Source organism: Bradyrhizobium sp. AZCC 1578 (assembly GCF_036924675.1).
Classification (GTDB): domain Bacteria; phylum Pseudomonadota; class Alphaproteobacteria; order Rhizobiales; family Xanthobacteraceae; genus Bradyrhizobium.
In genome coordinates this window covers 6,625,272-6,650,844 of record NZ_JAZHRZ010000001.1, presented here as the reverse complement: position 1 = coordinate 6,650,844, position 25,573 = coordinate 6,625,272, and the positions used below count along the sequence as shown (strand labels likewise).

The 25,573-nt window shown below is 61.0% G+C and carries 20 protein-coding genes and 2 pseudogenes; 13 read left to right on the top strand and 9 right to left on the bottom strand.

All coding sequences use genetic code 11. The annotated features are described in order from the left end of the window. Positions 1–15: 15 nt before the first annotated feature. Both gcl and V1290_RS31610 read right to left on the bottom strand, forming a co-directional pair. The gene (gene gcl / locus V1290_RS31615) at positions 16–1,815 is read right to left on the bottom strand and encodes a glyoxylate carboligase (protein ID WP_334367983.1); all 1,800 of its coding nucleotides are present in this window, start codon (positions 1,813–1,815) and stop codon (positions 16–18) included. A gap of 191 nt (positions 1,816–2,006) precedes the next feature. Beyond that, positions 2,007–2,258: a PepSY domain-containing protein gene (locus V1290_RS31610; RefSeq protein ID WP_334367982.1), complete on the bottom strand. Its 252-nt coding sequence runs from the start codon at positions 2,256–2,258 to the stop codon at positions 2,007–2,009. A gap of 167 nt (positions 2,259–2,425) precedes the next feature. On the opposite strand from V1290_RS31610, the gene V1290_RS31605 reads away from it, so the two are divergent. Next, positions 2,426–3,844, top strand: a complete 1,419-nt coding sequence (locus V1290_RS31605) for an APC family permease (RefSeq protein WP_334367981.1) — start codon at positions 2,426–2,428, stop codon at positions 3,842–3,844. 14 nt (positions 3,845–3,858) lie between these two features. Here the strand turns inward: V1290_RS31605 and V1290_RS31600 are convergent, their stop codons facing one another. The 4 genes and pseudogenes from V1290_RS31600 to V1290_RS31585 form a co-directional block, all read right to left on the bottom strand. Continuing rightward, positions 3,859–4,359 (bottom strand): ketopantoate reductase family protein, encoded by a 501-nt coding sequence (locus V1290_RS31600; RefSeq protein WP_334367980.1) that lies wholly within the window; start codon positions 4,357–4,359, stop codon positions 3,859–3,861. A gap of 142 nt (positions 4,360–4,501) precedes the next feature. After that, positions 4,502–4,828: pseudogene (locus V1290_RS36655) on the bottom strand (ketopantoate reductase family protein); the annotation flags it as partial. Positions 4,829–5,029: 201 nt separating this feature from the next. Continuing rightward, positions 5,030–5,878, bottom strand: a complete 849-nt coding sequence (locus tag V1290_RS31590; RefSeq protein ID WP_334367978.1) for an IclR family transcriptional regulator — start codon at positions 5,876–5,878, stop codon at positions 5,030–5,032. Between the two features lie 127 nt (positions 5,879–6,005). Beyond that, positions 6,006–8,171 (bottom strand): acetate--CoA ligase family protein, encoded by a 2,166-nt coding sequence (locus V1290_RS31585; protein ID WP_334367977.1) that lies wholly within the window; start codon positions 8,169–8,171, stop codon positions 6,006–6,008. A gap of 219 nt (positions 8,172–8,390) precedes the next feature. Here V1290_RS31585 and V1290_RS31580 point away from each other — a divergent pair, with 219 nt between their 5' ends. From V1290_RS31580 to frc, 3 genes and pseudogenes are all read left to right on the top strand, one after another. Next, complete coding sequence (locus tag V1290_RS31580) at positions 8,391–9,086, top strand: GntR family transcriptional regulator (RefSeq protein WP_051379524.1); 696 nt, start codon at positions 8,391–8,393, stop codon at positions 9,084–9,086. 66 nt (positions 9,087–9,152) lie between these two features. Further along, positions 9,153–10,884: pseudogene (gene oxc / locus V1290_RS31575) on the top strand (oxalyl-CoA decarboxylase). 59 nt (positions 10,885–10,943) lie between these two features. Continuing rightward, positions 10,944–12,221 carry a formyl-CoA transferase gene (frc, locus tag V1290_RS31570; protein ID WP_334367976.1) on the top strand — a complete coding sequence of 426 codons (1,278 nt, stop codon included), beginning with the start codon at positions 10,944–10,946 and terminating at the stop codon, positions 12,219–12,221. 429 nt (positions 12,222–12,650) lie between these two features. Here the strand turns inward: frc and V1290_RS31565 are convergent, their stop codons facing one another. Then, the gene (locus tag V1290_RS31565) at positions 12,651–12,875 is read right to left on the bottom strand and encodes a hypothetical protein (protein WP_334367975.1); all 225 of its coding nucleotides are present in this window, start codon (positions 12,873–12,875) and stop codon (positions 12,651–12,653) included. Between the two features lie 152 nt (positions 12,876–13,027). Here V1290_RS31565 and V1290_RS31560 point away from each other — a divergent pair, with 152 nt between their 5' ends. The 9 genes from V1290_RS31560 (at position 13,028) to V1290_RS31520 (ending at position 22,125) form a co-directional block, all read left to right on the top strand. Continuing rightward, a complete protein-coding gene (locus tag V1290_RS31560; protein WP_334367974.1) occupies positions 13,028–13,165 on the top strand; it encodes a hypothetical protein in 138 nt (45 codons plus the stop codon). A 539-nt stretch (positions 13,166–13,704) separates the two neighbouring features. Next, positions 13,705–14,715, top strand: coding sequence for a Bug family tripartite tricarboxylate transporter substrate binding protein (locus V1290_RS31555; RefSeq protein WP_334367973.1), 1,011 nt, complete (start codon positions 13,705–13,707; stop codon positions 14,713–14,715). Positions 14,716–14,795: 80 nt separating this feature from the next. Beyond that, positions 14,796–15,293 (top strand): tripartite tricarboxylate transporter TctB family protein, encoded by a 498-nt coding sequence (locus tag V1290_RS31550; RefSeq protein WP_334367972.1) that lies wholly within the window; start codon positions 14,796–14,798, stop codon positions 15,291–15,293. A gap of 33 nt (positions 15,294–15,326) precedes the next feature. Beyond that, positions 15,327–16,829: a tripartite tricarboxylate transporter permease gene (locus V1290_RS31545; protein WP_334367971.1), complete on the top strand. Its 1,503-nt coding sequence runs from the start codon at positions 15,327–15,329 to the stop codon at positions 16,827–16,829. Positions 16,830–17,033: 204 nt separating this feature from the next. Next, positions 17,034–18,326, top strand: a complete 1,293-nt coding sequence (gene oxlT, locus V1290_RS31540) for an oxalate/formate MFS antiporter (protein WP_334367970.1) — start codon at positions 17,034–17,036, stop codon at positions 18,324–18,326. Positions 18,327–18,598: 272 nt separating this feature from the next. Beyond that, a complete protein-coding gene (locus V1290_RS31535; protein WP_065748322.1) occupies positions 18,599–19,030 on the top strand; it encodes a CBS domain-containing protein in 432 nt (143 codons plus the stop codon). A gap of 160 nt (positions 19,031–19,190) precedes the next feature. Beyond that, positions 19,191–20,279 carry a ketopantoate reductase family protein gene (locus V1290_RS31530; protein WP_334367969.1) on the top strand — a complete coding sequence of 363 codons (1,089 nt, stop codon included), beginning with the start codon at positions 19,191–19,193 and terminating at the stop codon, positions 20,277–20,279. A gap of 286 nt (positions 20,280–20,565) precedes the next feature. Next, complete coding sequence (locus V1290_RS31525) at positions 20,566–21,171, top strand: hypothetical protein (protein ID WP_334367968.1); 606 nt, start codon at positions 20,566–20,568, stop codon at positions 21,169–21,171. Positions 21,172–21,312: 141 nt separating this feature from the next. Continuing rightward, positions 21,313–22,125 carry a response regulator transcription factor gene (locus V1290_RS31520; protein WP_334367967.1) on the top strand — a complete coding sequence of 271 codons (813 nt, stop codon included), beginning with the start codon at positions 21,313–21,315 and terminating at the stop codon, positions 22,123–22,125. A gap of 183 nt (positions 22,126–22,308) precedes the next feature. Here V1290_RS31520 and V1290_RS31515 read toward each other — a convergent pair whose 3' ends face one another. Together V1290_RS31515 and V1290_RS31510 are read right to left on the bottom strand one after the other, a co-directional pair. Further along, complete coding sequence (locus V1290_RS31515; protein ID WP_442895090.1) at positions 22,309–23,640, bottom strand: HlyD family type I secretion periplasmic adaptor subunit; 1,332 nt, start codon at positions 23,638–23,640, stop codon at positions 22,309–22,311. Between the two features lie 146 nt (positions 23,641–23,786). After that, positions 23,787–25,490: a type I secretion system permease/ATPase gene (locus tag V1290_RS31510; RefSeq protein WP_334369234.1), complete on the bottom strand. Its 1,704-nt coding sequence runs from the start codon at positions 25,488–25,490 to the stop codon at positions 23,787–23,789. Positions 25,491–25,573: the final 83 nt, after the last annotated feature.

Sequence of the window (25,573 nt, the reverse complement as noted above, 5' to 3'; positions counted from 1 at the left end):
GATCAGATTCTCCCCTTATGCCGGCAGCAGCTTGCCGGATTGCGGCGCGCTCGCTTTGGCCGGGGTGTCGTCCAGCGGCAGATCGAGCACCTCCTCGAACTCAATGATGTTGTCGATCTCGGTGCCCATCGAGATGTTGGTGACGCGCTCGAGAATGAATTCGACCACGACAGGCACCTGGAATTCCGCCATCCATTCGCGCGCGGTCGCGAACGCTGCCTGCGCGTGGTTCGGGTCGGTGACGCGGATCGCCTTGCAGCCGAGCCCCTCCGCGACCGCGACATGGTCCACGCCATAGACCCCGATCTCGGGTGCGTTGATGTTCTCGAAGGAAAGCTGGACGTGGTAGTCCATGTCAAAACCGCGCTGCGCCTGGCGGATCAGTCCGAGATAGGAGTTGTTCACGACGACGTGGATGTAGGGCAGCTTGAACTGCGCTCCGACCGCGAGCTCCTCGATCAGGAACTGGAAATCGTAATCGCCTGACAGCGCAACGATCTGGCGCGACGGATCGGCCGCGCGCACGCCAAGTGCCGCCGGCAATGTCCAGCCGAGCGGGCCGGCCTGCCCCGCATTGATCCAGTTGCGCGGACCATAGACGCCGAGGAATTGCGCGCCGGCGATCTGCGACAATCCGATCACGCTGACGTAGCAGGTGTCGCGTCCGAACGCCTTGCGCATCTCCTCATAGACGCGCTGCGGCTTGATCGGCATGTCGTCGAAATGGCTCTTGCGCAGCATCGTGCGCTTGCGGTCCTGGCACGCCGCCGGCCATGCCTGCCGCTCCCTCAACTTGCCGGCCTTGCGCCACTCCCTGGCGACCGTGACGAACAATTCCAGCGCCGCCTTGGCGTCGGAGACGATGCCGAAATCGGGATTGAACACGCGTCCGATCTGCGTCGGCTCGATATCGACATGCACAAATTTGCGGCCCTTGGTGTAGGTCTCGATCGAGCCGGTGTGCCGGTTGGCCCAGCGGTTGCCGATGCCGAGCACGAAGTCGGATTGCAGCATGGTCGCGTTGCCGTAGCGGTGGCTGGTCTGCAAGCCGACCATGCCTGCCATCAGCACGTGATCGTCGGGGATAGCGCCCCACCCCATCAGGGTCGGCACCACGGGAACGTTGACCGTCTCGGCGAACTGCACCAGCAGTTCGGACGCGTCGGCATTGATGACGCCGCCGCCCGCCACGATCAGCGGCCGCTCCGCCGCATTGAGCATGTCGAGCGCTTTCTCGATCTGCTTGCGGGTCGCCGCGGGCTTGTAGACCGGCAGCGGCTCATAGGTCTCGTCGTCGAATTCGATTTCCGCAAGCTGCACGTCGAGCGGCAGGTCGATCAGCACCGGCCCCGGACGCCCGGAGCGCATGATGTGAAACGCTTGGCTGAACACCCGCGGCACCAGCGCCGGCTCGCGCACGGTCACCGCCCATTTCGTCACCGGCTTGGCAATGGATTCGATATCGATGGCCTGAAAGTCTTCCTTGTAGAGCCGCGCCCGCGGCGCCTGCCCGGTGATGCACAGGATCGGGATCGAATCCGCGATCGCCGAATAAAGCCCGGTAATCATGTCGGTGCCGGCCGGACCCGAGGTACCGATGCAGACACCAATATTGCCTGATTTGGCGCGGGTATAGCCCTCGGCCATGTGCGAAGCGCCCTCGACATGGCGCGCCAGGATATGCCCGATCGAGCCGCGCTTCTTCAGCGCGGAGTAAAGCGGGTTGATCGCCGCACCGGGAACACCGAAGGCGATGATCACGCCTTCCTTCTCCAGGATCCGCACAGCCGCATCGATCGCCCGCATCTTCGCCATGTCGCGCCTCGCTCACCAGTGTTGGCTCTGGCGGCGATCTTCGTGGCCGTGAGACGCAATCTCAACGCGGGCGATTTTATTTCCCGCGGAGTGGAAGGGAGTAGAAAATACGCGACAAATCAGGCGCTTGGTTCACGAACGTGGTGGAAAGCCGGTGAGGACGCCGTTGCGAGGAGGATTTGCGCCCGAACTCAGTCCAGATTCTTCCGCTTCAACTTCATCTGCATATCGAACTTGAGGTCATACTTCTTGCCGTCCGCGCAGACGGCGTCATCGACCTCAAACTGCTGGTCGTCTTCATCCATCTCAAGCTTGCCGCCTGAACATCCCTCGACCTGAACCGCAGCGACAAGCTTTGCGCGCTCGTCTTCAGTGACCGCGCGATCGGCGAGCGCAGGAAGCGCCGACAGGACCAGTATCGCAGTTGATGTGATCAATCGCATATCAAGCCCTCCTGAGATCCGCTTCGAGCCAGCAGTTGAATGCCTGCGGCTGGCAATGGTTCCGGATTTCAGCCAATTCGCACTGCCGAAACCCCAGGCAGAATTATTGCACAAGGCCTTCAACTACCAGTAGACTGCGCTGGCGCCACCGATAAAAAGGACGTGCGATGACCGATGTCCCCATGAACGCCGGTACTCAATCAATCGCAGCCGAACCGAGCCTTCGTAGGGTGATGGGCCCCTGGCTGCTCTTGCTGTTCATCGTCGGCGATATTCTCGGCACCGGAATCTATGCGCTCACGGGCCAGGTGGCGAAGCAAGTCGGCGGTGTCGTGTGGCTGCCTTTTGTGGTTGCGTTTGTGGTCGCCCTTGTGACCGCGTTCAGCTATCTAGAACTGGTCACGAAATATCCAAAAGCTGCGGGCGCGGCGCTCTACACTCACAAGGCTTTTGGTATCCATTTCGTCACGTTCATCGTTGCATTTGCGGTGATGTGCTCGGGTATCACCTCGGCATCGACCGCTTCCCGGGCTTTCGCCGCGAACATGTCGAACGCAATGGGCCTCAACCTATCGACCCTTGCCATCACGATTACCGGTCTCGCTTTCATGGCTGTCGTTGCCGCGATCAATTTCCGTGGTGTTGGCGAAAGTCTGAAAGCTAACGTCGTTCTCACCTGCGTGGAGCTGACGGGACTGCTGATCATCATTGTGATCGGCCTTTGGGCGATCGGGTTGGGCCAGGGCGATGTCTCGCGTGTCATGCAGTTTCGTTCGACCGCTGACGGCGGCATGTTCTGGCCGGTGATTGCCGCGACCACGCTCGCTTTTTTTGCCATGGTGGGCTTCGAGGATTCGGTCAACATGGCCGAGGAATGCAAGGATCCAAGCCGTCACTTTCCAAAGGTGCTGCTTGCAGGCCTCGTGATTACCTGTCTCATCTATGTCCTTGTCTCGGTCTCGGCGATCACCCTGGTGGCGCCGGAGCAATTGGGCGAAGGCGAAACACCCCTTCTGAAGGTCGTCCAACAGGGCGCGCCAAATTTTCCGATCTGGATCTTTGGATTCATCACCATGTTTGCCGTGGCCAATACCGCTCTCATCAATATGCTCATGGCCAGTCGCCTTGTGTATGGCATGAGCCGCGAGCATGTGCTTCCGCCAGCTCTCGGGAGAGTACACCAGACGCGGCGGACGCCTTATGTCGCCATCGGCTTCACGACCTTGCTGGCGTTTGCTCTGATCACGTTCGTCGGTGAGGTGCCGGCACTCGGAGGCACCACCGCGCTGCTTTTGTTATGCGTTTTCACGGTGGTTAATGTTGCGGTGCTGGTGCTTCGGCGCGACTCTGTAAGTCATCAGCACTTTCGCACGCCGACCATTCTGCCGATCCTTGGCGCTGTGTTTTGCGCTTTCCTCGCCAGTCCCTGGACCGGCCGTGACCCCGTTCAGTACCGGGTCGCCGGTGTCCTGATCGGGGTGGGCATCGTTCTGTGGCTCATCACGATCATGCTCAACCGGATGAGCGGGATAACGAGAATAGAGCCAGATATGGAACATTTAGGTCGCGGCGGGCCCGTCAACTAGACGACGCTGGCCGCTCAGTTCATCCGCAATTCCGTGATGTGCCGCGGATCGGGGCTCAGTTCGCCGCGCTCCACGCGCTTGACAATATCCGTCAGCGCGGCGTTTGCGGTGCAGGCGATGCCGAGCTTCTCGCCCTCTCGCACGACAAAACCGTTGAGGAACTCGATCTCCGTGCGGCGGCCCTTCTGCATGTCCTGACCCATCGAGGGGCGCTGCTGGGAAGACGTACGCTTTGAGTCCTTGAAGCGCTGCTCGTCGCAGGCGCGCATGGCTTCCTCGTCGCCCTCGCCGGCGCGCGCGATCATCTCGGGCGTCAGATGCAATATCTCTTCCAGTTGACAGCCATGCGCCTGCCCGACGCGGATCGCTTCGCTGCCAAGCCGGGTGGAGAACCGACGGAGCGGCTCGCTTTGCAGGATTTCGGCGCCCGGCAGGCCGGTGCAGGCCGAGAGCCCGTTGCCCATGACGTTGGCGACCAGTTTCGACCAGCGCTCGCCCCAGAGATTCTCCGTCACCTTGGCGCTGCGCCCGCGGCGTGATCCGGCCGTGCACTTCGCCGGCGCGAAACACCGTGTGCGCCGCCCCGCCCTTGCCGGCGCCGCGGTGGATGTGACCGGGCTCCGGCAGGTTCACCGTGATGCTGCTGGCAATGCAGCCCAGCGTCTTACCCCAGCCGACGATGCCGGCAATCGTTTCCTCGTTCATGCAGTTCTGCAGCGACACGACATAGCCGTCCGCCGCCAGATATTGCTGGATCAACATAGTGGCCCAGGCGGTGTCGTAGGATTTCATGCAGACGAAGGCGATGTCGACCGGCTTCTCCCTGGCGAGCCGCTGCGCATCCGTGACGTGGAGCGCGCGCACGGGCACCGAGAATTCCGCGACATCCATCGCGTGGGTGACGCGCAGCCCGTGCTTGCGCATGTGCTCGACATGCTCAGGCCAGGGATCGATGAAAGTGACGTCCTCGCCCGCCTGCACCATGTGGGCGCCGGCATACGCGCCGACGGCGCCTGCTCCGACGATCGCGATCCTGCGCGCCATGCTTCCCCCTGATCTTGCTTCCGTTGGAGGACAGTCTAGCGGATCGGATATTTCGGCCAAGTGGCGGCTCTGTATCAAAAGCGGCGCCGTGCCATGCGGCAATCATGGATTGCTTGTGGCTGCGCCACTCGCAGCCAGGGCTCAGCCGGCCTTCGCCCCCGGCATCACGCCGCCGAGAGCGACCGTCAGCTCCGCCGCGACTTCCCTCACCGTCTGCCCCAACATCGGCAGGCGCTCATCCGTCAGGCGGCTGGTCATGCCCGAGACGGAAATCGCGGCCAAGGGCTCGGCGCAGTCGTTGTAGACCACTGCGGCGATGCAGCGCAGGCCCATGCAGGCTTCCTCGTCGTCGATCGCAAAACCTTGGCGGCGGATATTCTCGAGTTCCTTGAACAGATCGCCCGGGCGCACGATCGATTTTTCGGTCAGCCGCGGCATGCCGTGATGGCGGATGATCGCGCTGACGTCCTCGTTGGAATAGGTCGCCAGCACCGCCTTGCCGACGCCGGAGGCGACCATGGCGACGCGGCCGCCGACCTTGGTCAGCGAACGCATGATTTCGCGGCTTTCCATGCGCGTCAGCACGATGATGAATTCGTCGTCGACTACGGCGAGATTCGCCGTCTCCCGAGTCAGGTCGCGTAGCTTGCGCAGGTAAGGCACCGCCTGCGCCGTGAAGTTGCGGCGGCGGGCGAAGGTTGCTCCCACCGTGAAGGCGCGCGCACCGACATGCCATTTCGATTCGGTGCGGTCGAACTGCACGAAGCGGCGGCTTTCCAGCGTCCCGAGCAGGCGATGCACGGTCGAGGTCGAAAGTCCCGTGCGGATGGCGAGATCGCTGAGGCGATAGCCTTCGTCGTCTTCAGCCAGCGTCTCGATGATCGAGAGCGCACGATCGACGGACTGCACGCCGCCGTCGCGGGCGTTCTCGTCCTGGTCTGCACCGGATTTCGGCTCGATCGGCTTGCGCCGGACCACGTCTTTTCTCATCGCGACCTGCATCCACCAATCAGTCAGAGTGCCAGCGCGTCGAACGGCGAATGTCCGCTTGTTGTTATTCGTTGGACAAAAATGCCGCTTTGGAGAGCTTCCGAAGCGGCACTTATCGTTGATAAGCTCAGAGCAAGCCCGCGCCGCGCGCCCACTTGTACTTGGCCCCTAACACCTCGACCGGCAGTTCGGTCGAATAGGCATAGGCGGGGATGCCGTTCTGGTAGAGGTATTCGGCGGCTTCCTCGACCTCGACGTCGCCGGCGAGCGAGGCGACGATCGGCTTCACAAAGCCCTTGGCCTCCATCTCCTTCTTCACCTCGACCATGTTGCGGGCGAACACCATCGGCGGCGTCACGATGGTGTGCCAGTAGCCGAGGATCAGTGCGTGGATGCGCTCATCCGACAGGCCGAGCTTCACCGTGTTGACATAGGTGATCGGCGGCTCGCCGCCGGTGATATCCACAGGATTTCCGGCCGCGCCGAACGGCGGGATGAACTTTCTGAACGCGGCATCGAGGTCCGGCGGCATCGTCATCAGCGACAGGCCGTTATCGACCACCGAGTCCGACAGCAGGACGCCCGAGCCGCCCGCACCGGTGATGATCAGAATGTTCTCGCCCTTCGGCGTCGGCAGCACCGGCACGCCGCGCGCGAATTCGAGCAATTGCCGCAAGCTGCGGGCGCGGATCACGCCCGACTGCGCGAACACGTCCTCGTAGATCTTGTCGTTGCCGGCAAGCGCGCCGGTATGGGAGGATGCCGCCTTCGCACCGGCCGAGGTGCGGCCCGCCTTCAGCACCACCACCGGCTTCTTCTTGGCGACGCGCTTGGCAGCCTCCGCAAAGGCGCGGCCGTCCTTCAGGTCTTCGCAGTGCTGCGCGATGATCGCGGTGTTCGGATCTTGTTCGAAGAAGGCGAGCAGATCGTCCTCGTCGATATCGGACTTGTTACCGAGACCGACGATCGCGGAGACGCCCATCTTGGCCGAGCGCGAAAAACCGATGATCGCCATGCCGATGCCACCGGACTGCGACGACAGCGCTGCCGAACCCTTGACGTCGTAGGCGGTGCAGAACGTGGCGCAGAGATTGGCCGGCGTATAATAGAAGCCATAGATGTTCGGCCCCATCAGGCGGATGTTGTACTTCTTGCCGACCTCGACGATCTCGGCCTGCAATTCCGGCGCGCCGGCTTCGGCAAAGCCCGACGGAATCAGCACGGCACCTGGAATTTTCTTCTCGCCGCATTCGGCCAGCGCGCCGGCAACGAATTTTGCGGGGATCGCGAACACTGCGGTGTCAATTACGCCCGGAACATCCTTGACGCTCTTGTAGGCCTTGTAACCAAGGATATCGGCCGCCTTCGGGTGGATCGGATAGATCTCGCCCTTGTAGCCGCCGTTGATCAGGTTCTTCATCACGGAGTTGCCGATCTTGCCGTCCTCGGCGGAGGCGCCGATCACGGCAACGCCCTTCGGCTGCATGATGCGATTCATGGCCGCTACGATTTCTTCGGTCGGGCGCGGCGCCGGACGCGGCTTGTAGTCGAAATCGACGACGATGCGCACGTCGGCGGCAATCGCGTCCTTCTTGGTGGCGAATACCGGATTGAGATCGAGTTCAACGATTTCGGGGAAATCGCTGACGAGCTGCGAGACCTTGACGATGACGTCAGCCAGCGCATCGCGGCTGACCGGATCGCCACCGCGCACGCCCTTCAGCATGTCATGGGCCTGGATGCCGTCGAGCATCGACAGCGCATCGTCCTTGGTCGCGGGCGCGAGGCGGAAGGTGATGTCCTTCAGCACCTCGACCAGCACGCCGCCGAGGCCGAAGGCGACAAGCTTGCCGAACGAACCATCGGTAATGGAGCCGACGATGACCTCGGTGCCACCGGCCAGCATCTGCTGGACCTGGATGCCCTCGATCCTGGCATCGGCCTTATACTTCTTCGCATTGGCGAGAATGGTGTCATAGGCCTTCTCGGCATCGGCCGCGGTCTTGACCCCGACCATGACGCCGCCAGCTTCGGTCTTGTGGAGAATGTCCGACGAGACGATTTTCATCACCACAGGGAAGCCCATGCTGGATGCGATCTTGGATGCATCAGCGGCAGATTTGGCCACGCCCTCTTTAGGAACCGGGATGCCATAGGCATCGCACACCACCTTGCCTTCCGGCGCGGTAAGGCTCGTGCGCTTCTCGGCTTTCACCGTATCGAGCACCCGGCGGACAGCCTCTTGGGCGCTGGGCTCGGCGATCTTGCGGGCCGCATCTGCAGAATTTGACATTGGCTTCCTCCTGGGGCTAGTTTTATGGCATTTGGTATGCCAGAGGCTAGGTTGTCAAGACAAACTATCGCGCAGAAACAGCGAAAACACGGGCATCTTGACATCCTGGTATTTGGTATGCCAAAAATCTTCGGGTGTTTCTTCTGCTAAGAAGACGTCTCCAAAACAGGGAGGAGACGAGTCGTGCCCGCACGTAAACAAACCAAGGCGCCGCCTGTCATGGCTGAGGCAGATATCGCAATCGTTCGGATTGCGCCTGAGACGAGTTTCAAGAACAAGGCCTATGAGGCCTTGAAGGAAGCTATTCTCAAGATGGATATCTATGCGACGCCCGAGCAAGTGATGCTCGACGAGCGCGCGCTGTCCGAACGCCTCGGCGTCAGCCGCACCCCTATTCGCGAAGCCATCGCGATGCTGGAACAAGATGGCTTCGTCAAAACCGTGCCGCGTCGCGGCATCGTCGTGGTCCGCCGCACCAAGACCGAGATCGTCGACATGATCCGCGCCTGGGCCGCTCTCGAAAGCATGGCGGCGCGCCTGATCACGACCACCGCGCGCAAGAAGGACATCACCGCGCTGCGTGATTTCTTCAAGGATTTTGGCAAGGACCGGCTGCCGCAGGATCATGTCGAGGAATACTCCAAGGCCAACATCGCGTTCCATCAGGCGCTGATATCGCTTTCGGAATCGCCGGTGCTGGTCGATTTGACCAACGATCTGCTGCTGCATGTGCGCGGCTACCGGCAACTGACTATCGGACGCAAGGATCGCACCGCGACCTCGCTGCCCGAGCATCTTGGCATCATCGAAGCGCTGGAAGCACGCGACACCGAACTCGCCGAGAAGCGCGCGCGCGACCACACGCTGGGCCTTGCCGCCTACGTCGAAGCGCACGGGCAGGAACTTTTTAGCTAGACGAACCTTCGCACCAGAAGACGACGAAAAATCGTCCGAACCAAAACGATCAGGGAGATGAAGCCCATGCTGAATACCGCGACCAAGTCCGAAGCACCGGGCACCGAGCAAGAGCTGACGGATGGCTTTCATCTCGTTATCGATGCGCTCAAGCTCAACGGCATTAATACCATCTATGGTGTGCCGGGCATCCCGATCACCGACCTCGGACGCATGATGCAGGCCGCGGGCATGCGCGTATTGTCGTTCCGCCACGAGCAGAACGCCGGCTACGCGGCCTCGATCGCTGGCTTTCTCACCAAAAAACCGGGCGTCTGCCTCACGGTGTCGGCGCCCGGCTTTCTCAACGGCCTCACTGCGCTGGCCCACGCCACCACCAACTGCTTCCCGATGATCCTGATCTCGGGTTCCTCCGAGCGCGAGATCGTCGACCTGCAGCAGGGCGACTATGAAGAGATGGACCAGCTTGCGATTGCCAAGCCGCTCTGCAAGGCAGCGTTCCGCGTGCTGCATGCCGCCGACATCGGCATCGGTCTTGCCCGCGCGATCCGCGCCGCGGTGTCGGGACGCCCGGGCGGCGTCTATCTCGACCTGCCGGCCAAACTTTTCGGCCAGGTGATGGACGCCGGCGCCGGCGCGAAGTCGCTGGTGAAGGTGATCGACGCAGCCCCCGCCCAGATCCCTGCCCCGTCGGCCGTCAAGCGCGCGCTCGACGTGTTCAAGAGCGCCAAGCGCCCCCTCATCATTCTCGGCAAGGGAGCGGCTTACGCGCAGGCCGACAACGAGATCCGCGCCTTCGTCGAAAAGACCGGCGCACCTTTCCTGCAGATGAGCATGGCCAAGGGCCTGCTGCCCGACACGCACGCGCAGTCGGCCGGCGCGGCGCGCTCGACCGTGCTGAAGGACGCCGACGTCGTGATGCTGATCGGCGCCCGCCTCAACTGGCTGTTGTCGCACGGCAAGGGCAAGACCTGGGGCGATGCGCCGAAGAAATTCATCCAGGTCGACATCGAGCCGAAGGAGATGGATTCCAACGTCGAGATCGCGGCCCCTGTGGTCGGCGATATCGGCTCCTGCGTATCCGCTCTGCTCGAGGGCATGGGTGGCAACTGGCCGGCCGCGCCAGCCGACTGGGTCTCGACCGTCAACAAGAAGCGTGACGACAACGTCGCCAAGATGGCGCCGAAGCTGATGAGCAACGCTTCCCCGATGGATTATCACGGCGCGCTCGGCGCGCTGCGCACCATCATCAAGGAACGGCCGGACGCCATCCTCGTCAACGAGGGCGCCAACACGCTCGACCTCGCCCGCGGCGTCATCGACATGTACAAGCCGCGCAAGCGGCTCGACGTCGGCACCTGGGGCGTGATGGGCATCGGCATGGGCTATTCGATTGCGGCCGCGGTCGAAACCGGCAAGCCGGTGCTCGCGGTCGAAGGCGACTCGGCGTTCGGCTTCTCCGGCATGGAGATCGAGACCATCTGCCGCTATCAGCTTCCGGTCTGCATCGTCATCTTCAACAATGACGGCATCTACCGCGGCACCGACGTCAATACGGGCGGTTCCGATCCGGCGACGACGGTGTTCGTCAAGGGCTCGCGCTACGACAAGATGATGGAAGCCTTCGGCGGCGTCGGCATCAACGCCACCTCGCCCGACGAATTGAAGCGCGCCGTCAACGCGGCGATGGATTCCGGCAAGCCGACGCTGATCAACGCCGTGATCGATCCGGCGGGCAGGCTCGGAGAGCGGCCGCATCGGTAACCTCAACCCGCAGAGCGTCCTGAAAAAGAAGTAACCAACGTCCATTCATTCAATCTGCATCACGCAGTACAGACACAGTACGGAGCAATGACGATGACAAAGGCGCTCACGGGCGTTCGTATTCTCGATTTCACCCACGTCCAGTCGGGCCCTACCTGCACGCAATTGCTGGCGTGGTTCGGCGCCGACGTGATCAAGGTCGAGCGCCCCGGCGTCGGCGATATCACCCGCGGCCAGTTGCAGGACATCCCGAACGTGGACAGCCTGTATTTCACCATGCTGAACCACAACAAGCGTTCGATCACGCTCGACACCAAGAACCCGAAGGGCAAGGAAGTCCTCACCGCGCTGATCAAGAACTGCGACGTGCTGGTGGAAAACTTCGGCCCCGGCGTGCTCGACCGCATGGGCTTCCCCTGGGAGAAGATCCACAGCATCAACCCGAAGATGATCGTGGCCTCGATCAAGGGCTTTGGCCCCGGCCCCTACGAAGACTGCAAGGTGTACGAGAACGTCGCGCAGTGCACCGGCGGCGCCGCCTCGACCACCGGCTTCCGCGACGGTCTGCCGCTCGTCACCGGCGCGCAGATCGGCGACAGCGGCACCGGCTTGCATCTGGCGCTCGGCATCGTCACCGCGCTCTATCAGCGCACCCACTCGGGCAAAGGCCAGCGCGTCACTGCAGCGATGCAGGACGGCGTATTGAACCTTGCGCGCGTAAAGCTGCGCGACCAGCAGCGCCTCGCCCATGGCCCGCTGAAGGAATACAGCCAGTACGGCGAAGGCATTCCGTTCGGCGACGCCGTGCCGCGCGCCGGCAACGATTCCGGCGGCGGTCAGCCGGGCCGCATCCTCAAGTGCAAGGGCTGGGAGACCGATCCCAACGCCTACATCTACTTCATCACCCAGGCGCCGGTCTGGGAGAAGATCTGCGACGTCATCGGCGAGCCCGGCTGGAAGACCCATCCGGATTACGCCAAGCCTGCGGCCCGCCTGCCCCGGCTGAACGAAATCTTCGCCCGCATCGAGCAGTGGACGATGACGAAGACAAAATTCGAGGCGATGGAAATCCTCAACAAGGACGACATCCCCTGCGGCCCGATCCTGTCGATGAAGGAGATCGCCGAAGACCAGTCGCTGCGCGCCACCGGCACCGTGGTCGAGGTCGATCACCCGACCCGCGGCAAGTACATCTCGGTCGGCAATCCGATCAAGCTGTCGGACTCACCGAGCGAGGTGACGCGCTCGCCGCTGCTCGGCGAGCACACCGACGAGATCCTGCGCCAGGTGCTCGGCTTCAGCGATCACCAGGTGGCGGAAATCCACGATTCCGGCGCGCTCGAGCCGCCGCGCAAGCAGGCGGCGGAGTAACGACGCCATCCGAACAGCACGAAAGGCCGCCGGTTTCGGCGGCCTTTTTGTTAGGGCGAGAAGCGGCGGCCACCTGCCACACCTCTCCCGCTCGCAACGAGATCGCATCGAAGATGCGGCACTTTGAAGGGCTGACAGCTTTATGAAGGCAAGCGGACGTTGGGATAGCAGAAGCAAGCTCGGCTCTGGGCCAAGAGCCGACATTGCATGCTAGAGCTGACATGAAACAATGACGCGGCCGGAGCGAGGTATCGATGCGTGCGATTGGATGGCTTGCTGCTTTGTTCGTCGTTAGTGCCGCTATGATGTTCGTTGATAAACTGCTTCAACAAGGTTGGACAGTCGTTGCCACCCTTCTTGGCATTGCCGGGATGATCAGCAGCGTCGTGTTGTTGTTAATCATCGCGCCCGGCGTTCTAAAATCTCATCTCAAAAATCGGTCACCACGGGGATCGACTTAGGCGGCTCGACCGCTTTGGGTCCACAAAGCTGACATCGCAGCAGGCAAAGAGCGAGGTCCTCGGCTTCAGCGATCACCAGGTCGCCGAAATCCACGATTCCGGCGCGCTCGATCCGCCGCGGAAGCAAGCGGCGGAATAAGCAGCCTGGGATTCTGGAATGCAAAGGCCGCCGGTTTCCGGCGGCCTTTTTCATTCTGGAGTGCCAGCATCTCGACCCATTGCTGCAATGCAAACGTCTGATTGCTGCTATGCAAACAAAGTTATTGTTGGTGGTATCTGGTATACATAAAGTCTTCCCGTATCACGAAAGCGGAGCTTCTCCGCTATTTCAGAAAGGGGACATCCATGTCCAAGACTGCATCCATCGGCCTCCTGCCCTCCGCCACCCTGTTCGGCCGCCTGATGGCTTCCATCGACCGTCTGCTGATCGCGAGCAGCCGCATTGCGGTTCGCAACGGCGACCTCCCCCCTTTCGGCCTCTGATGCTTCTACAATAAGAACTTTTTTGCGCGACACCGCGCGAAATCTAACAGCAACCATCGATTGCATTTCGATCAACGGCCCCGGTTTCCGGGGCCGTTTTCGTTCGCCGCTCACCGATTGCCTGTTTGGGCATCACCTGCGACAAATTGGCCTAGCCTCCTGTCGAAACCAAAAACCAGTTGCATCGTGGCATATCATATACAACAATTCTAAAAACGCCCATACCAGAACAAGGGCGCATACCAGGGGGGAGCTAGGCCGTGCAGTCCGCAAGGGACAGCGAAGGCGATATCGCAAGGAACGGGCAGCGTGAGCGTGCCCACCCCTCTTCTTGCGCCTCTCAGACTCACAATTGGCCGAAAGGAGCGGATGCCGCCCGATCAGGCCCCTCGTACAATTCGAACCCGCGGGAGTAGCGTCGAGGCAACCATTGCGGCGCGACGATCATGGGTGCATGAAGACCCGAAACGTTTGATCGGGAATGAACTTACCAAGCCGGCAAAGACCGGCGTAACCACAGTTCAACGGGAGTGAAGCAAATGAGGCGTTCTACACAACTTGCATTAGGGACGATTGCAGCGCTGTGCGCAGGCAGCGTCACGGCTCCTGCAATTGCGGCGTGGGAACCGGTGCGGCCCGTTGAATTCATCGTCCCCGCCGGCACAGGCGGCGGCGCCGACCAGATGGCGCGCACGATCCAGGGCATCGTCACCAAGCACAATCTGATGAAGCAGCCGCTGGTCGTCATCAACAAGTCGGGCGGCGCCGGCGGCGAAGGTTTCCTCGACGTCAAGGGATCGGGCGGCAATCCGCACAAGATCATCATCACGCTCTCCAATCTCTTCACCACTCCGCTTGCCACCGGAATTCCGTTTAGCTGGAAAGATCTCACGCCCGTAGCGATGCTGGCATTGGATGAATTCGTGCTGTGGGTGAACGCCGACAAACCGTACAAGACGGCGAAGGAGTACATCGATGCCGTGAAGGCCGCTCCCGCCGGCTCGATCAAGATGGGCGGCACCGGCTCGAAGCAGGAAGATCAGATCATCACTGTCGCCGTGGAAAAAGCCGTCGGCACCAAGTTCACCTACATTCCCTACAAGGGCGGCGGCGAAGTCGCCGTTCAACTCGTCGGCAACCACGTCGATTCGACCGTCAACAATCCGATCGAGGCGGTTGCGCAATGGCGCGGCGGCAAGCTGCGTCCGCTCTGCGTTTTTGACGCAAAGCCGATGGCCTACGATGAGCCGATCGCGGACGGCAAGGGCTGGAAGGACGTTCCGACCTGCAAGTCGGCAGGTCTCGACATGGAATATCTGATGCTGCGCGGCATCTTCATGGCGCCCAGGGCCACCAAGGACCAGGTCGAGTATTATGTCGAACTGTTCAAGAAAGTTCGCGCCACTCCCGAGTGGCAGGACTTCATGAAGAGCGGCGCATTCAACACGACCTTCCTGACCGGCGCAGAATACGCCAAATGGGTCGAGGCCGAGGACAAGCGTCATCAGGCTCTGATGAAAGAGGCCGGTTTCCTCGCTCCGAGCAACTGACCGAGAAGCACTGATCGATTGGGGTAGCAACGCAGACGGCGGGCTCGGTTTCCGCGGGCTCGATTGCGCATGGAGTTTCGATGACAACAGGCAGTTCGAGCAACACCGGCCCGACCCACAAGCTCGTGGAAGCGGGCGTCACCCTACTGATCGCTCTGTTCGGAGTGATCGTGATCGCCGGCAGCCTCAAGGCGGGGATCAATTGGGGCGCTGAGGGCCCCCGCGCCGGGTTCTTCCCATTCTATATCGGGCTTTTCATCGTCGCTTCCAGCGGGATCAATCTGTGGCACGGGCTGCGCGAAGACAATGACGGACTGTTCGCGGAGTGGGGACAGCTTCGTCAGGTTCTCAGCGTCGTCATTCCCACCGGCATTTATGTCGGCTCCATGCCGTTCATCGGGCTGTACGTCTCTTCGACCATTTTCATCGCATGGTTCATGCGATGGCTGGGCAAATACAACTGGATCACCGTCCTGGCGGTGGCACTCGGCATGCCCCTCGTCACCTATTTGATTTTCGAGCGCTGGTTCATGGTCCCGCTTCCAAAGGGACCGTTGGAAGAGTGGCTCGACCTGTAAACAACGACGCACAGTCAGGATCGGATTATCGGGATGGAAGAACTCGTCAATCTTTTTCACGGCTTTGCGGTCGCGCTGCAGCCGTACAACATCATGCTGATGGTTATCGGCATCGTGCTCGGTGTCATCATCGGGGTGCTGCCGGGACTGGGCGGCGCCAATGGCGTCGCCATCCTGCTGCCGCTGACATTCAGCATGTCGCCCACGTCGGCCATCATCATGTTGTCCTGTATTTACTGGGGCGCGCTGTTCGGTGGAGCGATCACCTCGATTCTCTTCAACATACCGGGCGAACCATGGTCGGTGGCCACGACGTTCGACGGCTATCCGATGGCACAGCAGGGCAAGGCCGGCGAAGCACTGACCGCCGCCTTCACCTCCTCCTTTGTCGGTGCGCTGTTCGCCGTGGTCATGATCACGCTGGTCGCTCCCCTGGTCGCCAGCTTTGCGCTGCAATTCGGGCCTGCGGAAAAGTTCGCGGTGTATTTCCTCGCATTCTGCAGCTTCGTGGGCCTGAGCAAGGAACCGCCGTTCAAGACCATTGCGGCCATGATGATCGGCTTTGCACTCGCCGCGGTCGGACTTGATTCCATCACCGGGCAGTTGCGGTTGACCTTCGGCGTCACCCACCTGCTCAACGGCTTCGACTTCCTGATCGCCGTGATCGGACTGTTCGGCATCGGCGAAATCCTGCTGACGATGGAAGAAGGGCTGGCCTTCCGCGGCGGCACCGCCAAGATCAATTTGCGCGTGGTGCTCCAGACCTGGAAGGAGCTGCCCGCGTATTGGATGACCTCGCTGCGTTCCTGCTTCATCGGCTGCTGGATGGGCATCACGCCGGCGGGTGCAACGCCAGCCTCGTTCATGAGCTACGGCATTGCCAAGCGCGTCGCGAAGAAAGGCAGCAATTTCGGCAAGGGCGAGATCGAAGGCGTCGTTGCGCCGGAGACCGCGGCGCACGCCGCGGGTACAGCGGCCCTGTTGCCGATGCTCTCGCTCGGCGTGCCGGGCTCTCCGACGGCAGCAGTGTTGCTCGGCGGCCTGTTGATCTGGGGCCTGCAGCCCGGACCGATGCTGTTTGTCGAACAGAAGGAATTCGTCTGGGGCCTGATCGCCTCGATGTATCTCGGCAATATTGTCGGCCTGCTCGTCGTGCTCACCTGCGTACCGATTTTCGCAGCTATCCTGCGCGTGCCCTTCAGCATCATCGCACCCCTTATTCTGGTGCTATGCGCAATCGGTGCCTATTCGGTCCATAGCAGCACGTTTGACGTCATGCTGATGCTGGTGTTCGGCGTGATCGGTTATCTGCTCAAGAAGTGCAATTATCCCCTCGCCCCGCTGGTGCTGGCGATCGTGCTCGGCGACAAGGCCGAAGAGGCCTTCCGCCAATCGCTTCTGGGATCCCAGGGCTCGTTTGGAGTGTTCCTTTCCAATCCACTCGTCAGCACGATCATGATCCTGGGATTGATCGCACTGTTCTGGTCGGTCATTCAGGAAGGATATAGCCGCCTGCGATCTGCGGCGACCGCATGATTAAGCTCTAAGCAAAGCAATAGCTTAAGACGCTTCCGACGATGGGCCGCGCAACCCCGCGGCCCTTTTCGTTTGTGCAGCTTTCACCGACGCGGGGGAATTCTTAGAACACATGCAATTTTTCCCTTGTCTACTGGCATAACATATACCACACTTGCGCCGAGCTGTCGGGCAACGATAGAACAGCAGCCCTTTGGAGGAAAAATGACGGATACAGTGCACGGAGCAGCCCCCGTCGCGGAGGCGCGAGTGAGCGATGCCTATCGCTGGACTCAATTGGCCATCGGCGTCGCCGCGATGGTGATGATCGCGAACTACCAATATGGTTGGACGTTCTTCGTACCCGACATCCAGCAGAAATTCGGATGGGATCGCGCCTCGATCCAGTGGGCATTTACGCTGTTCGTGCTGTTCGAGACCTGGCTGGTGCCGGTCGAGGGATGGTTCGTCGACAAATACGGCCCGCGCCTCGTCGTCCTGATCGGCGGCATCCTCTGCGCCATCGGATGGGCGATCAACGCCCATGCGACCACGCTCAACGGCTTCTATCTCGGCATGATCATCGCAGGCATCGGCGCCGGTGGCGTGTACGGCACCTGCGTCGGCAACGCGCTTAAGTGGTTTCCCGACAAGCGCGGCCTTGCGGCCGGCATCACCGCCGCCGGATTCGGCGCAGGCTCGGCGCTGACGGTTGCGCCGATCCAGGCGATGATCAAGGACTCCGGCTTCCAGACCACCTTCCTCTATTTCGGCCTCGGCCAAGGCATCATCATCGTCATTCTCGCCTTCCTGATGTTCTCGCCGAAAGCGGGACAGGTGCCGACGGTGCAGAACAGCAACGTGATCCAGACCCGGCGCAACTATCAACCCACCGAAGTGATCCGTCAGCCGATCTTCTGGCTGATGTATTTCATGTTCGTGATCGTCGGCGCCGGCGGATTGATGGTGACCGCCAACCTGAAGCCGATCGCCGTCGACTGGAAGGTCGACAGCGTGCCGGTAACGCTGATGGCGGTGACGATGACGGCCGTGACGTTCGCAGCCACCATCGATCGCGTCCTCAACGGCCTGACGCGTCCGTTCTTCGGCTGGATCTCGGACATGATCGGCCGCGAGAACACCATGTTCATCGCCTTCGGCATGGAAGGCATCGGCATCTGGGGCCTCTACATGCTGGGCCACGATCCCGTCTGGTTCGTGCTGCTGTCGGGCTTCGTGTTCTTTGCCTGGGGCGAGATCTACTCCCTCTTCCCGTCGACCTGCACGGACACCTTCGGCGCGAAGTTCGCGGCTACCAATGCCGGCCTGCTCTACACGGCAAAGGGCACCGCAGCGCTGTTGGTGCCGGTGGCGAACTACATGCAGCAGTCGTCGGGCACCTGGGACACCGTGTTCATCGTCGCGGCCGGCGCGAACATCCTGGCCTCGCTGCTGGCGATCGCTGTGCTCAAGCCCTGGCGCAAGGTGGTGGTCGCCAAGTCGCAGATTGCGGCCTGACCTCACCGATCCACGGCAAGAACAAGACGCGCTCACCTCCGGGTGGGGCGCGTTTTCTTTTGACGACCAGCGAGCTCTGGCATACCTGACGCCACATGAGGCCGATAAAACCCGAGGCCCCTCCCCCTGGAATGTCACGGCACGCTCCAAAAACGTCAATAATACTGCCTATTTATCTCGATCTTGGCTGCGAGAATTCCACGCTCTGCGTGTTGACAATTGGCATTATGTATACCAGACTTGAGACCAATAGTTCACCCAAGGAGGTTGCCATGCAAGTCGGAGATATCCTGCGCAAGAAAGCCGCCCGTGTCGCAACGGTCCGTATGAACGAGACCGTCGCCATTGCCGCGCAATTGATGCGCTCCGGCAATATCAGCGCGCTTGTCGTCAAGGATGTCGTCCGCACCGAAGGCAACACGGCGGTCGGCATGTTCACCGAGCGCGACGTGGTTCGCGCGATTGCCGAACATGGCGCAGCCGGCGTGAACATGCGCGTCTCGCAATTCATTTCGGTGCAGCAGCTCGTCTCCTGCACCTCGGCGGATACGCTCGAGCATGTCCGTCACCTCATGAGCAAGCATCACATCCGCCACGTGCCGGTGATCGACAATTACAGCCTGATCGGCGTCATCAGCATTCGTGACATCACGACCGCGTTCGACGACGAAGCAACGCCATACAAGCTGGTCGCGTCGGCCTGACCGGTCGCCTCGAACTCCGCTGGCATTTCCTGGGCGCACTCCCAGGGAAGCCGGCGGTATCGCACCGAACAATTCGGCTTAACTCCTGTCGCAAAGCAGGCGCTCGCAAATTTGCGCCGGAGTAGTGGCGCGCCGGAAAGCATTATCTGTGGGAGGGCGCATGGCGCGCAACATTCTGATCCTTGGAGCCTCGTATGGCTCATTGCTGGCGACAAAGCTTTTGATGGCGGGTCACAACGTGACGCTGGTTTGCCGGAAGCAGACGGCAGAACTCATCAATCGCGACGGCACCGAAGTTCGCATCAAGCTGCGCGACGAGGCGGCGCACCGGCCGATCTTCTCGCGCGACCTGCCCGGGATCCTGGACGCGGTCGAGCCCGCCGACGTCGATCCTTCCCGTTATGATCTGGTCGGTCTTGCCATGCAGGAGCCGCAATACACCAACCATGCGATCCAGGCTCTGATGATCAAAATCGCCGAGGCGAAGCTGCCTTGCCTTTCGGTCATGAACATGCCGCCCTTGCCCTACCTCAAACGGATCCCGGCGCTTGCGAAAATGGAGCTGGAGGAGGCCTATACCAACGCCGCGGTATGGGAACGGTTCGAGCCGGATCTGGTGTCGCTCTGCTCCCCTGATCCGCAGGCCTTCCGTCCACCGGAAGAGGCGGCGAATGTTCTTCATGTCGGCCTGCCGACAAACTTCAAGGCAGCGTCATTTGCGGATGAGAAACATAACTTGCTGCTTCGGGAGCTGGAAGCCGACGTCGATGCGGTGAAGCTGGATGGCCAGGACGTTCCGGTGAAACTCAAAGTGTTCGATTCGATGTTCGTCCCACTGGCCAAATGGTCGATGCTGTTGACGGGGAATTACCGCTGCATCACACTTCAGGAGCCGCAATCGATCCGCGACGCGGTGCACGGCGATATCAATCTCTCGCAGTCGATCTACGACCATGTCGATGCCATCGCTCAGCGCCTGGGCGCCGATCCCACCGATCAGGTCCCTTTCGAGAAATACGCCAAAGCAGCCGAAAGCCTTCTCAAGCCCTCGTCGGCGGCCCGGGCGGTCGCTGGTGGCGCACCTTCCATCGAGCGCGTCGACCTGCTGGTGAAGCTGATCTCGCATCAGCTTGGCGTACCCAACGCCGACATCGACCGTACGGTCCAGATCGTCAATCAGAAACTGAATGAGAGCATCGTGGCGGAAGTATCCGATGCGCCGCGAGGCGTTCCAGTCTCAGCAAAGTAGAGCCCTATCGGTTCTGATTGAGCTAAAAGCGGCTCTAGTCTCTTGTTTCAACGCGCTTCTTTACGCGAACGGTCCCTGCTTCGCTAAAAAACCCGCTCGATCATTGGCCGCCGACAGGCCAATTCGAGCCCATCCCCCCGCATTGCGCCCGGGCCCACCGCCGCGGCGCGGGATGGGCGTTTAGCAACAGTTAAGACTTTTGCGCAAATGATAGACAACCAGCGCAACATTCTAGATCGCCGCAAGAATTGCGAGCGGACCTCAGGCCCTTTTATGAGGGATTAGCATGAGAACGCTTCTCATTGGTGTTCTGGCTGCGACCCTGGTTGGCTGTAGCTGCCTTTTACCGCCGCAAGCAAGCATGGAAGCGTGCACGGACGCGAGCGGGTCCGGCTGTCTTAACGGGATGGCGGCCAGTCGGCCGATTGAACCGGCGCCTACGTCATCCAAGACCAATTCCGCGACAACAAAAGCCAAGTCCACGATCGCGACGAAGACGGAAAAGCCGTCGGTTGCCGACGTCCGCGACAGGCCTCAACCCGCTGAGAAAAAGGCGAAGTCCATCGCGATCGAAGCGAAAGTCGAGGCTCCGGCATCTGGTCGGCCCGCTGAGACGTCCGATCCGGTCATTATCAAGGCGAAGACCACGATTGCTGCAAAGTTGGAGGAGCCGGCGTCCGCCGAGTTCGGTGAGATGAAACGGGCCATCCGCAAGAATACGCTCGGGCAGTCCGTCGACACCATTTGCGGCCGTGTCAAAGGAAAAATGGCGTCGGGCGAAGATACCGGAGACAGGCCGTTTCTATATCTCGTAACGGAAGATGAAGCATACGTCGTCGATGGCCCCGCCAAGTCGGCTGCGGCGAGCGCGTACCGCAATATTTGCAGCTAACATGGAAAAATAAGACCGCTGCCAAGATCTATTGCGACGGACCAGAAGGTCCGTGACGACGTTGCGAACGAACTCGAAGCTCGGAAGCAACGTCGCGATCAGCAGCAATTCGCTGCAGAGTGTGTGGGGCAGATTTGCTCCATGGAAAATGGAAATCAAAACTTGTGGAGACAGCTAATTTCTGAATTCGGGGACATCATGGACGATTTTTCTAATCCCGCGGAACTGGCCTTGGTATCACAAAATTCGCCGGTGCTCGTGATCATCGAGCAACATGTCCTGGCGCGTACGTGCATCCTCAATATCCTCAAGAGAGAACTCACTGGATTCGAGATCGTCGAGATGGCAACGACTAGTGGCCTGAACTGGCTATCCGGCAGAGACATCCGCTTGATCGCGCTGAATATCGGGCACAAGCAGATCACTGATCCTTCGATCGAAGAGAGCCTCGCCTTCCTTGCAGAAACCTGCCCGAAAGCGTCCGTTGCTGTGTTGTCAAACCGCGACGACGATGCGACGGCTTCGGCCGCGATGCAACGCGGAGTGCGCGGTTTCTTTCCGACATCGATCCCGGTTGAACTCGCTATTGCCGGATTACGCCTGGTCCTTGCCGGTGGGGTCTACCGACCGTTACCGATCGTTGGGCAAAATGGAGGGACAAGCCACAAGACGATATCGGGATGCCCAGATACGTCCGAGCTGTTCGGAACTAACGAGGATAACGGCAACACCAGGATTGTGCCGGAGAAGGCGATGGTCGATCTTACGCCGCGCGAACAACATGTGCTCGAGGCGCTGCAGCTTGGCCTTCCGAACAAGTTGATTGCCGTCAGGCTCAACCTATCGGAAAACACTGTAAAAATGCATATTCAACGTATCATGCGAAAATGCTCCGCACATAACCGTACCGAGGCGGTCGTTCGCTGGAGCCGGCGAGCCAACGGTCATGCCTAGAGCATGATCCGGAAAAGTGGAAACCGGTTTTCCATCGCGACAAACGCGAACGCGTTTGCGCGGAGATCATGCTCAAATCAAAGAGATAGAGCGAGATGACGATCCGAAGAAAGGTCATCGCGCTCTACCCTCACGCGTGCGATCATCTTGAGAGCTGCCCGAGCTCGCCGTTCGGGTCGCAGCTTAATCCTCCCGGAACGCGCCGTGGAAGCTGTCGAGCAGAGGCCTGAGAGCGTAGAGCGCCACGGTGCCGTGACCCGTCTTGATGAATACCTGCGCCGGCATTCCCGGAATAATCTGCACACTATCGATCCCGGCGCCGACCAGATTCTGAACCCGAATCTTCGCCGCGTAGTACGGCTGATCAGTGCGCTTATCGACTAGACGGTCGGCAGAAACGTGCGTCACAGTCCCATGGAGCCGTGGTACGCGGCGCTGATTGTAGGGCAGGAGATTCACTTCGGCGCTCAGTCCGAGACGGACCACATCGATGTCTTCGGGCCTGACGCGCGCAATCACGATGAGCCGATCCTGCCGGGGAACCAGATCCATGAGAGGTGCCCCGGCGCCGATAACGCCGCCTGGCGTATGGATCTTCAGGTCGGTTACCACGCCGTCCTCGGGCGCCTTGACCATCGTTCGCGAGAGTTGGTCGTCGGCCGCCCGCAGTCGTTCCCATATCTGAAAGATCTGGTTCTGTACTTCGCGCAGCGACTGCGCGATCTCGTTTTGACGGTCATGCTCCAGTTTGAGGAGAACAGCCTCGGATTCGTTGATGGCCTGCCCCGCGCGCGATATCTGCGCGACAATCTCTCCCCGCCGTCCTTCGATGTCAGCTATCTCTCGCTCGAGGTTCAGAAGCCGCGGTCGCCGCTCAAGCCCCTTGCTGACGAGCGTGGCCACCGTCGCCGCTTCCTCGCGGACGATGTCGATGCGCCTTGCGGCGGCGCTTTCCTGCGCCCTGAGGCCCTCGATCTCCTTTTCCACCTGCGACCGCTTCTCCCGATTTACGGCCGCTTGCGATAGAAAGACCTGCCGGCGCGTTTCGAAGATGGCTTGCTGACCCGCAAGGACATCCGCGACTGAAGGACTCGCCATCTGCGCCATCTCCAACCTGCCCGGAAATGATACCCGCTCGTCTCCGCGCTGTTCCGCCTGCAGCCGTGCCTCTCGCGCCGTCGCCTCCCACAACTGGCCTTGCAGGCTCTGGACTTCGGCACGGGCCTTGGTGTCCTCCAACGAGATCAGCGTTTGTCCAGCACGGACAACGTCGCCGTCCGCGACCAGAATTTCCCTGATGATGCCGCCCTCAAGGTGCTGAATCGTCTTGCGGCTCGATTCGGACTCGACGGTGCCGACAGCAATCGCGGCACTCTCGAGGGGGGCATAGGTCGACCAGGTACCGAGACCGATGACGAAGCCGCAAACCAGCAGATTTCCTGTCCAGGTCACGCCGCGCAGCCGGTCGCGGAGCGCCGGCGGCGCCGACCTCAGCCACCGAGGGACCTCCCAGATCTCAACGTGAGCGAATGCAATTTTTGGGCGAGCCCAGAGACGGTGAAGACGTTTGATGCGGATCCAGGTGACACCGCGCAGCGCCAGCGCCGCCGATCTCAGCCAGCGTGGATTCTCCCGAACATCGACGTGAGTGAATGAAATCTTCATGAGACCGGGTCACGCGAAGTAACTTGGGGTCTTGCCAAACACCTTTCGAAAATTTCCCTGCTCTCACCGAATGCGCTGATCGCGCCGCCCTGCATGATGGCAAGCTTGTTCGTTGCGCCGAGGATCCCTATCCGGTGGGTGATGATGATCACCGTTGTATTGGCCGCCTTCATCCGTTCGATGGCGTCGAAGAGCATGCGCTCGCCGAGACTGTCCAGGCTGGAGTTCGGCTCGTCGAGGACCACGAGGTGCGGGTCGCCAAAGAACGCCCGTGCAAGGCCGAGGCGCTGGCGAAATCCACGTGGGAGATTGGCCGCTGCGCCATTGACGACCGTATCGTATGCCTGCGGGAGACGAATGATCGTCTCATGAAGGCCGGCCAGCTTCGCTGCTTCGATGATCTTCTGCAGATCGGCGTCGTCCAGCCGTGCAATGATGTCCTTTACTGTTTCTCCGACCAGATCGATATCCTGCGGCAGATATCCGAGGCGCCCGCCGCCGCGCGAATCGTGCAGGGCTAGAATATCGATGCCGTCGAGCAGGACCGAACCTGCCGTCGGCGCGGAGATTCCGGTGATGATCCTGCCGAGCGTGGATTTGCCGGAGCCAGATGGACCAATGATGCCCAGGCATTCACCGGGTGCGAGACTGAATGAGACGTCCTTCAGCATCCAACAGTCCGATCCTGAGACGGCGACGCCAACATTGTTGACAATGAGATTGCCCTTCGGCCTCTCCGGCAGGTCTCTGACGTTCGCAACCGTGGTGACGCCGGACATGACGTCGTTGAGCCGGCGGTAGGCGGCCAAGGCCATCGCGAAAGCCTTCCAGCCTGCAACCGCCCCTTCAACGGGCGCGAGCGCGCGTCCGAACAACAAGGTCGTGGCAAAGATGATGCCGGGACTTCGGCTTTGTTCCAGGACGAGCCAGGCGGCAGTACCCATGATCAGGACCTGCGCCAGCGCCCGCGCGGGTTTGGAAATCAGCATGATGGTTTCATGGCGGCGCTGGACCACCTCTTGCTCGCTCCTCGCATCCTGCGCAGTCTGGCGGATCAGGCGCGCGGTGCCGTCGAGCATTCCCATAGCCCTGATCACGTGGAGGTTTCCGACGGCCATGCCGAACCATCCCTGGCTCCTCGTCGCCGCGGCAGCCGACCGCGCCCGCGCTGCTTCCGTGAACCGGTCTTCGGCAAGCCCGAGCCCAAGCAGGAAGAGCACGCTGAGCACACCTATCACCCCGAGCAAGGGATGCACGAGGAAGAGAACCCCGAGGAAGAGCGGCGTCCAGAGCGCGTCAAACAGCGTAGAGCAGGCTCCGGACTGGGCGAACTGACGCAGGACCGCAAGGTCGCGATAGGCTTCCGATGCCCGCGCCCGATCGACATGGGCGCATTTGAGGCAGGCGGAGAGCGCTGCCGGATGGAGTTCTTCTTCAAGCCACTCACCCATCCGGCCCAATGCGGCGCGGCGCAGCGCATCCAGCACTCCGCCGACCACGACGGTAAACGCGACGATGAGCGTCAGCATCAGGAGCGTATCGCCGCTGCGGCTCGACAGCACGCGATCATAGATCTGAAGCAGATAGATGGAAGGCGCGAGAAGAAGGAGATTATAGCTGCAGCTATATGCGAAAACGAGTCCGAACGACCCCGCGCAGGCCCGCAACGCCGACTTCAACGGCGTCCGCGGTGGTGACATCGTCTGCAGCCGGAGCGGTGGCATCAGCATTGCGGTCCCGCCAGATCTGAAATCCGAACCTTCCGCCCGTTCCCCGTCGACTC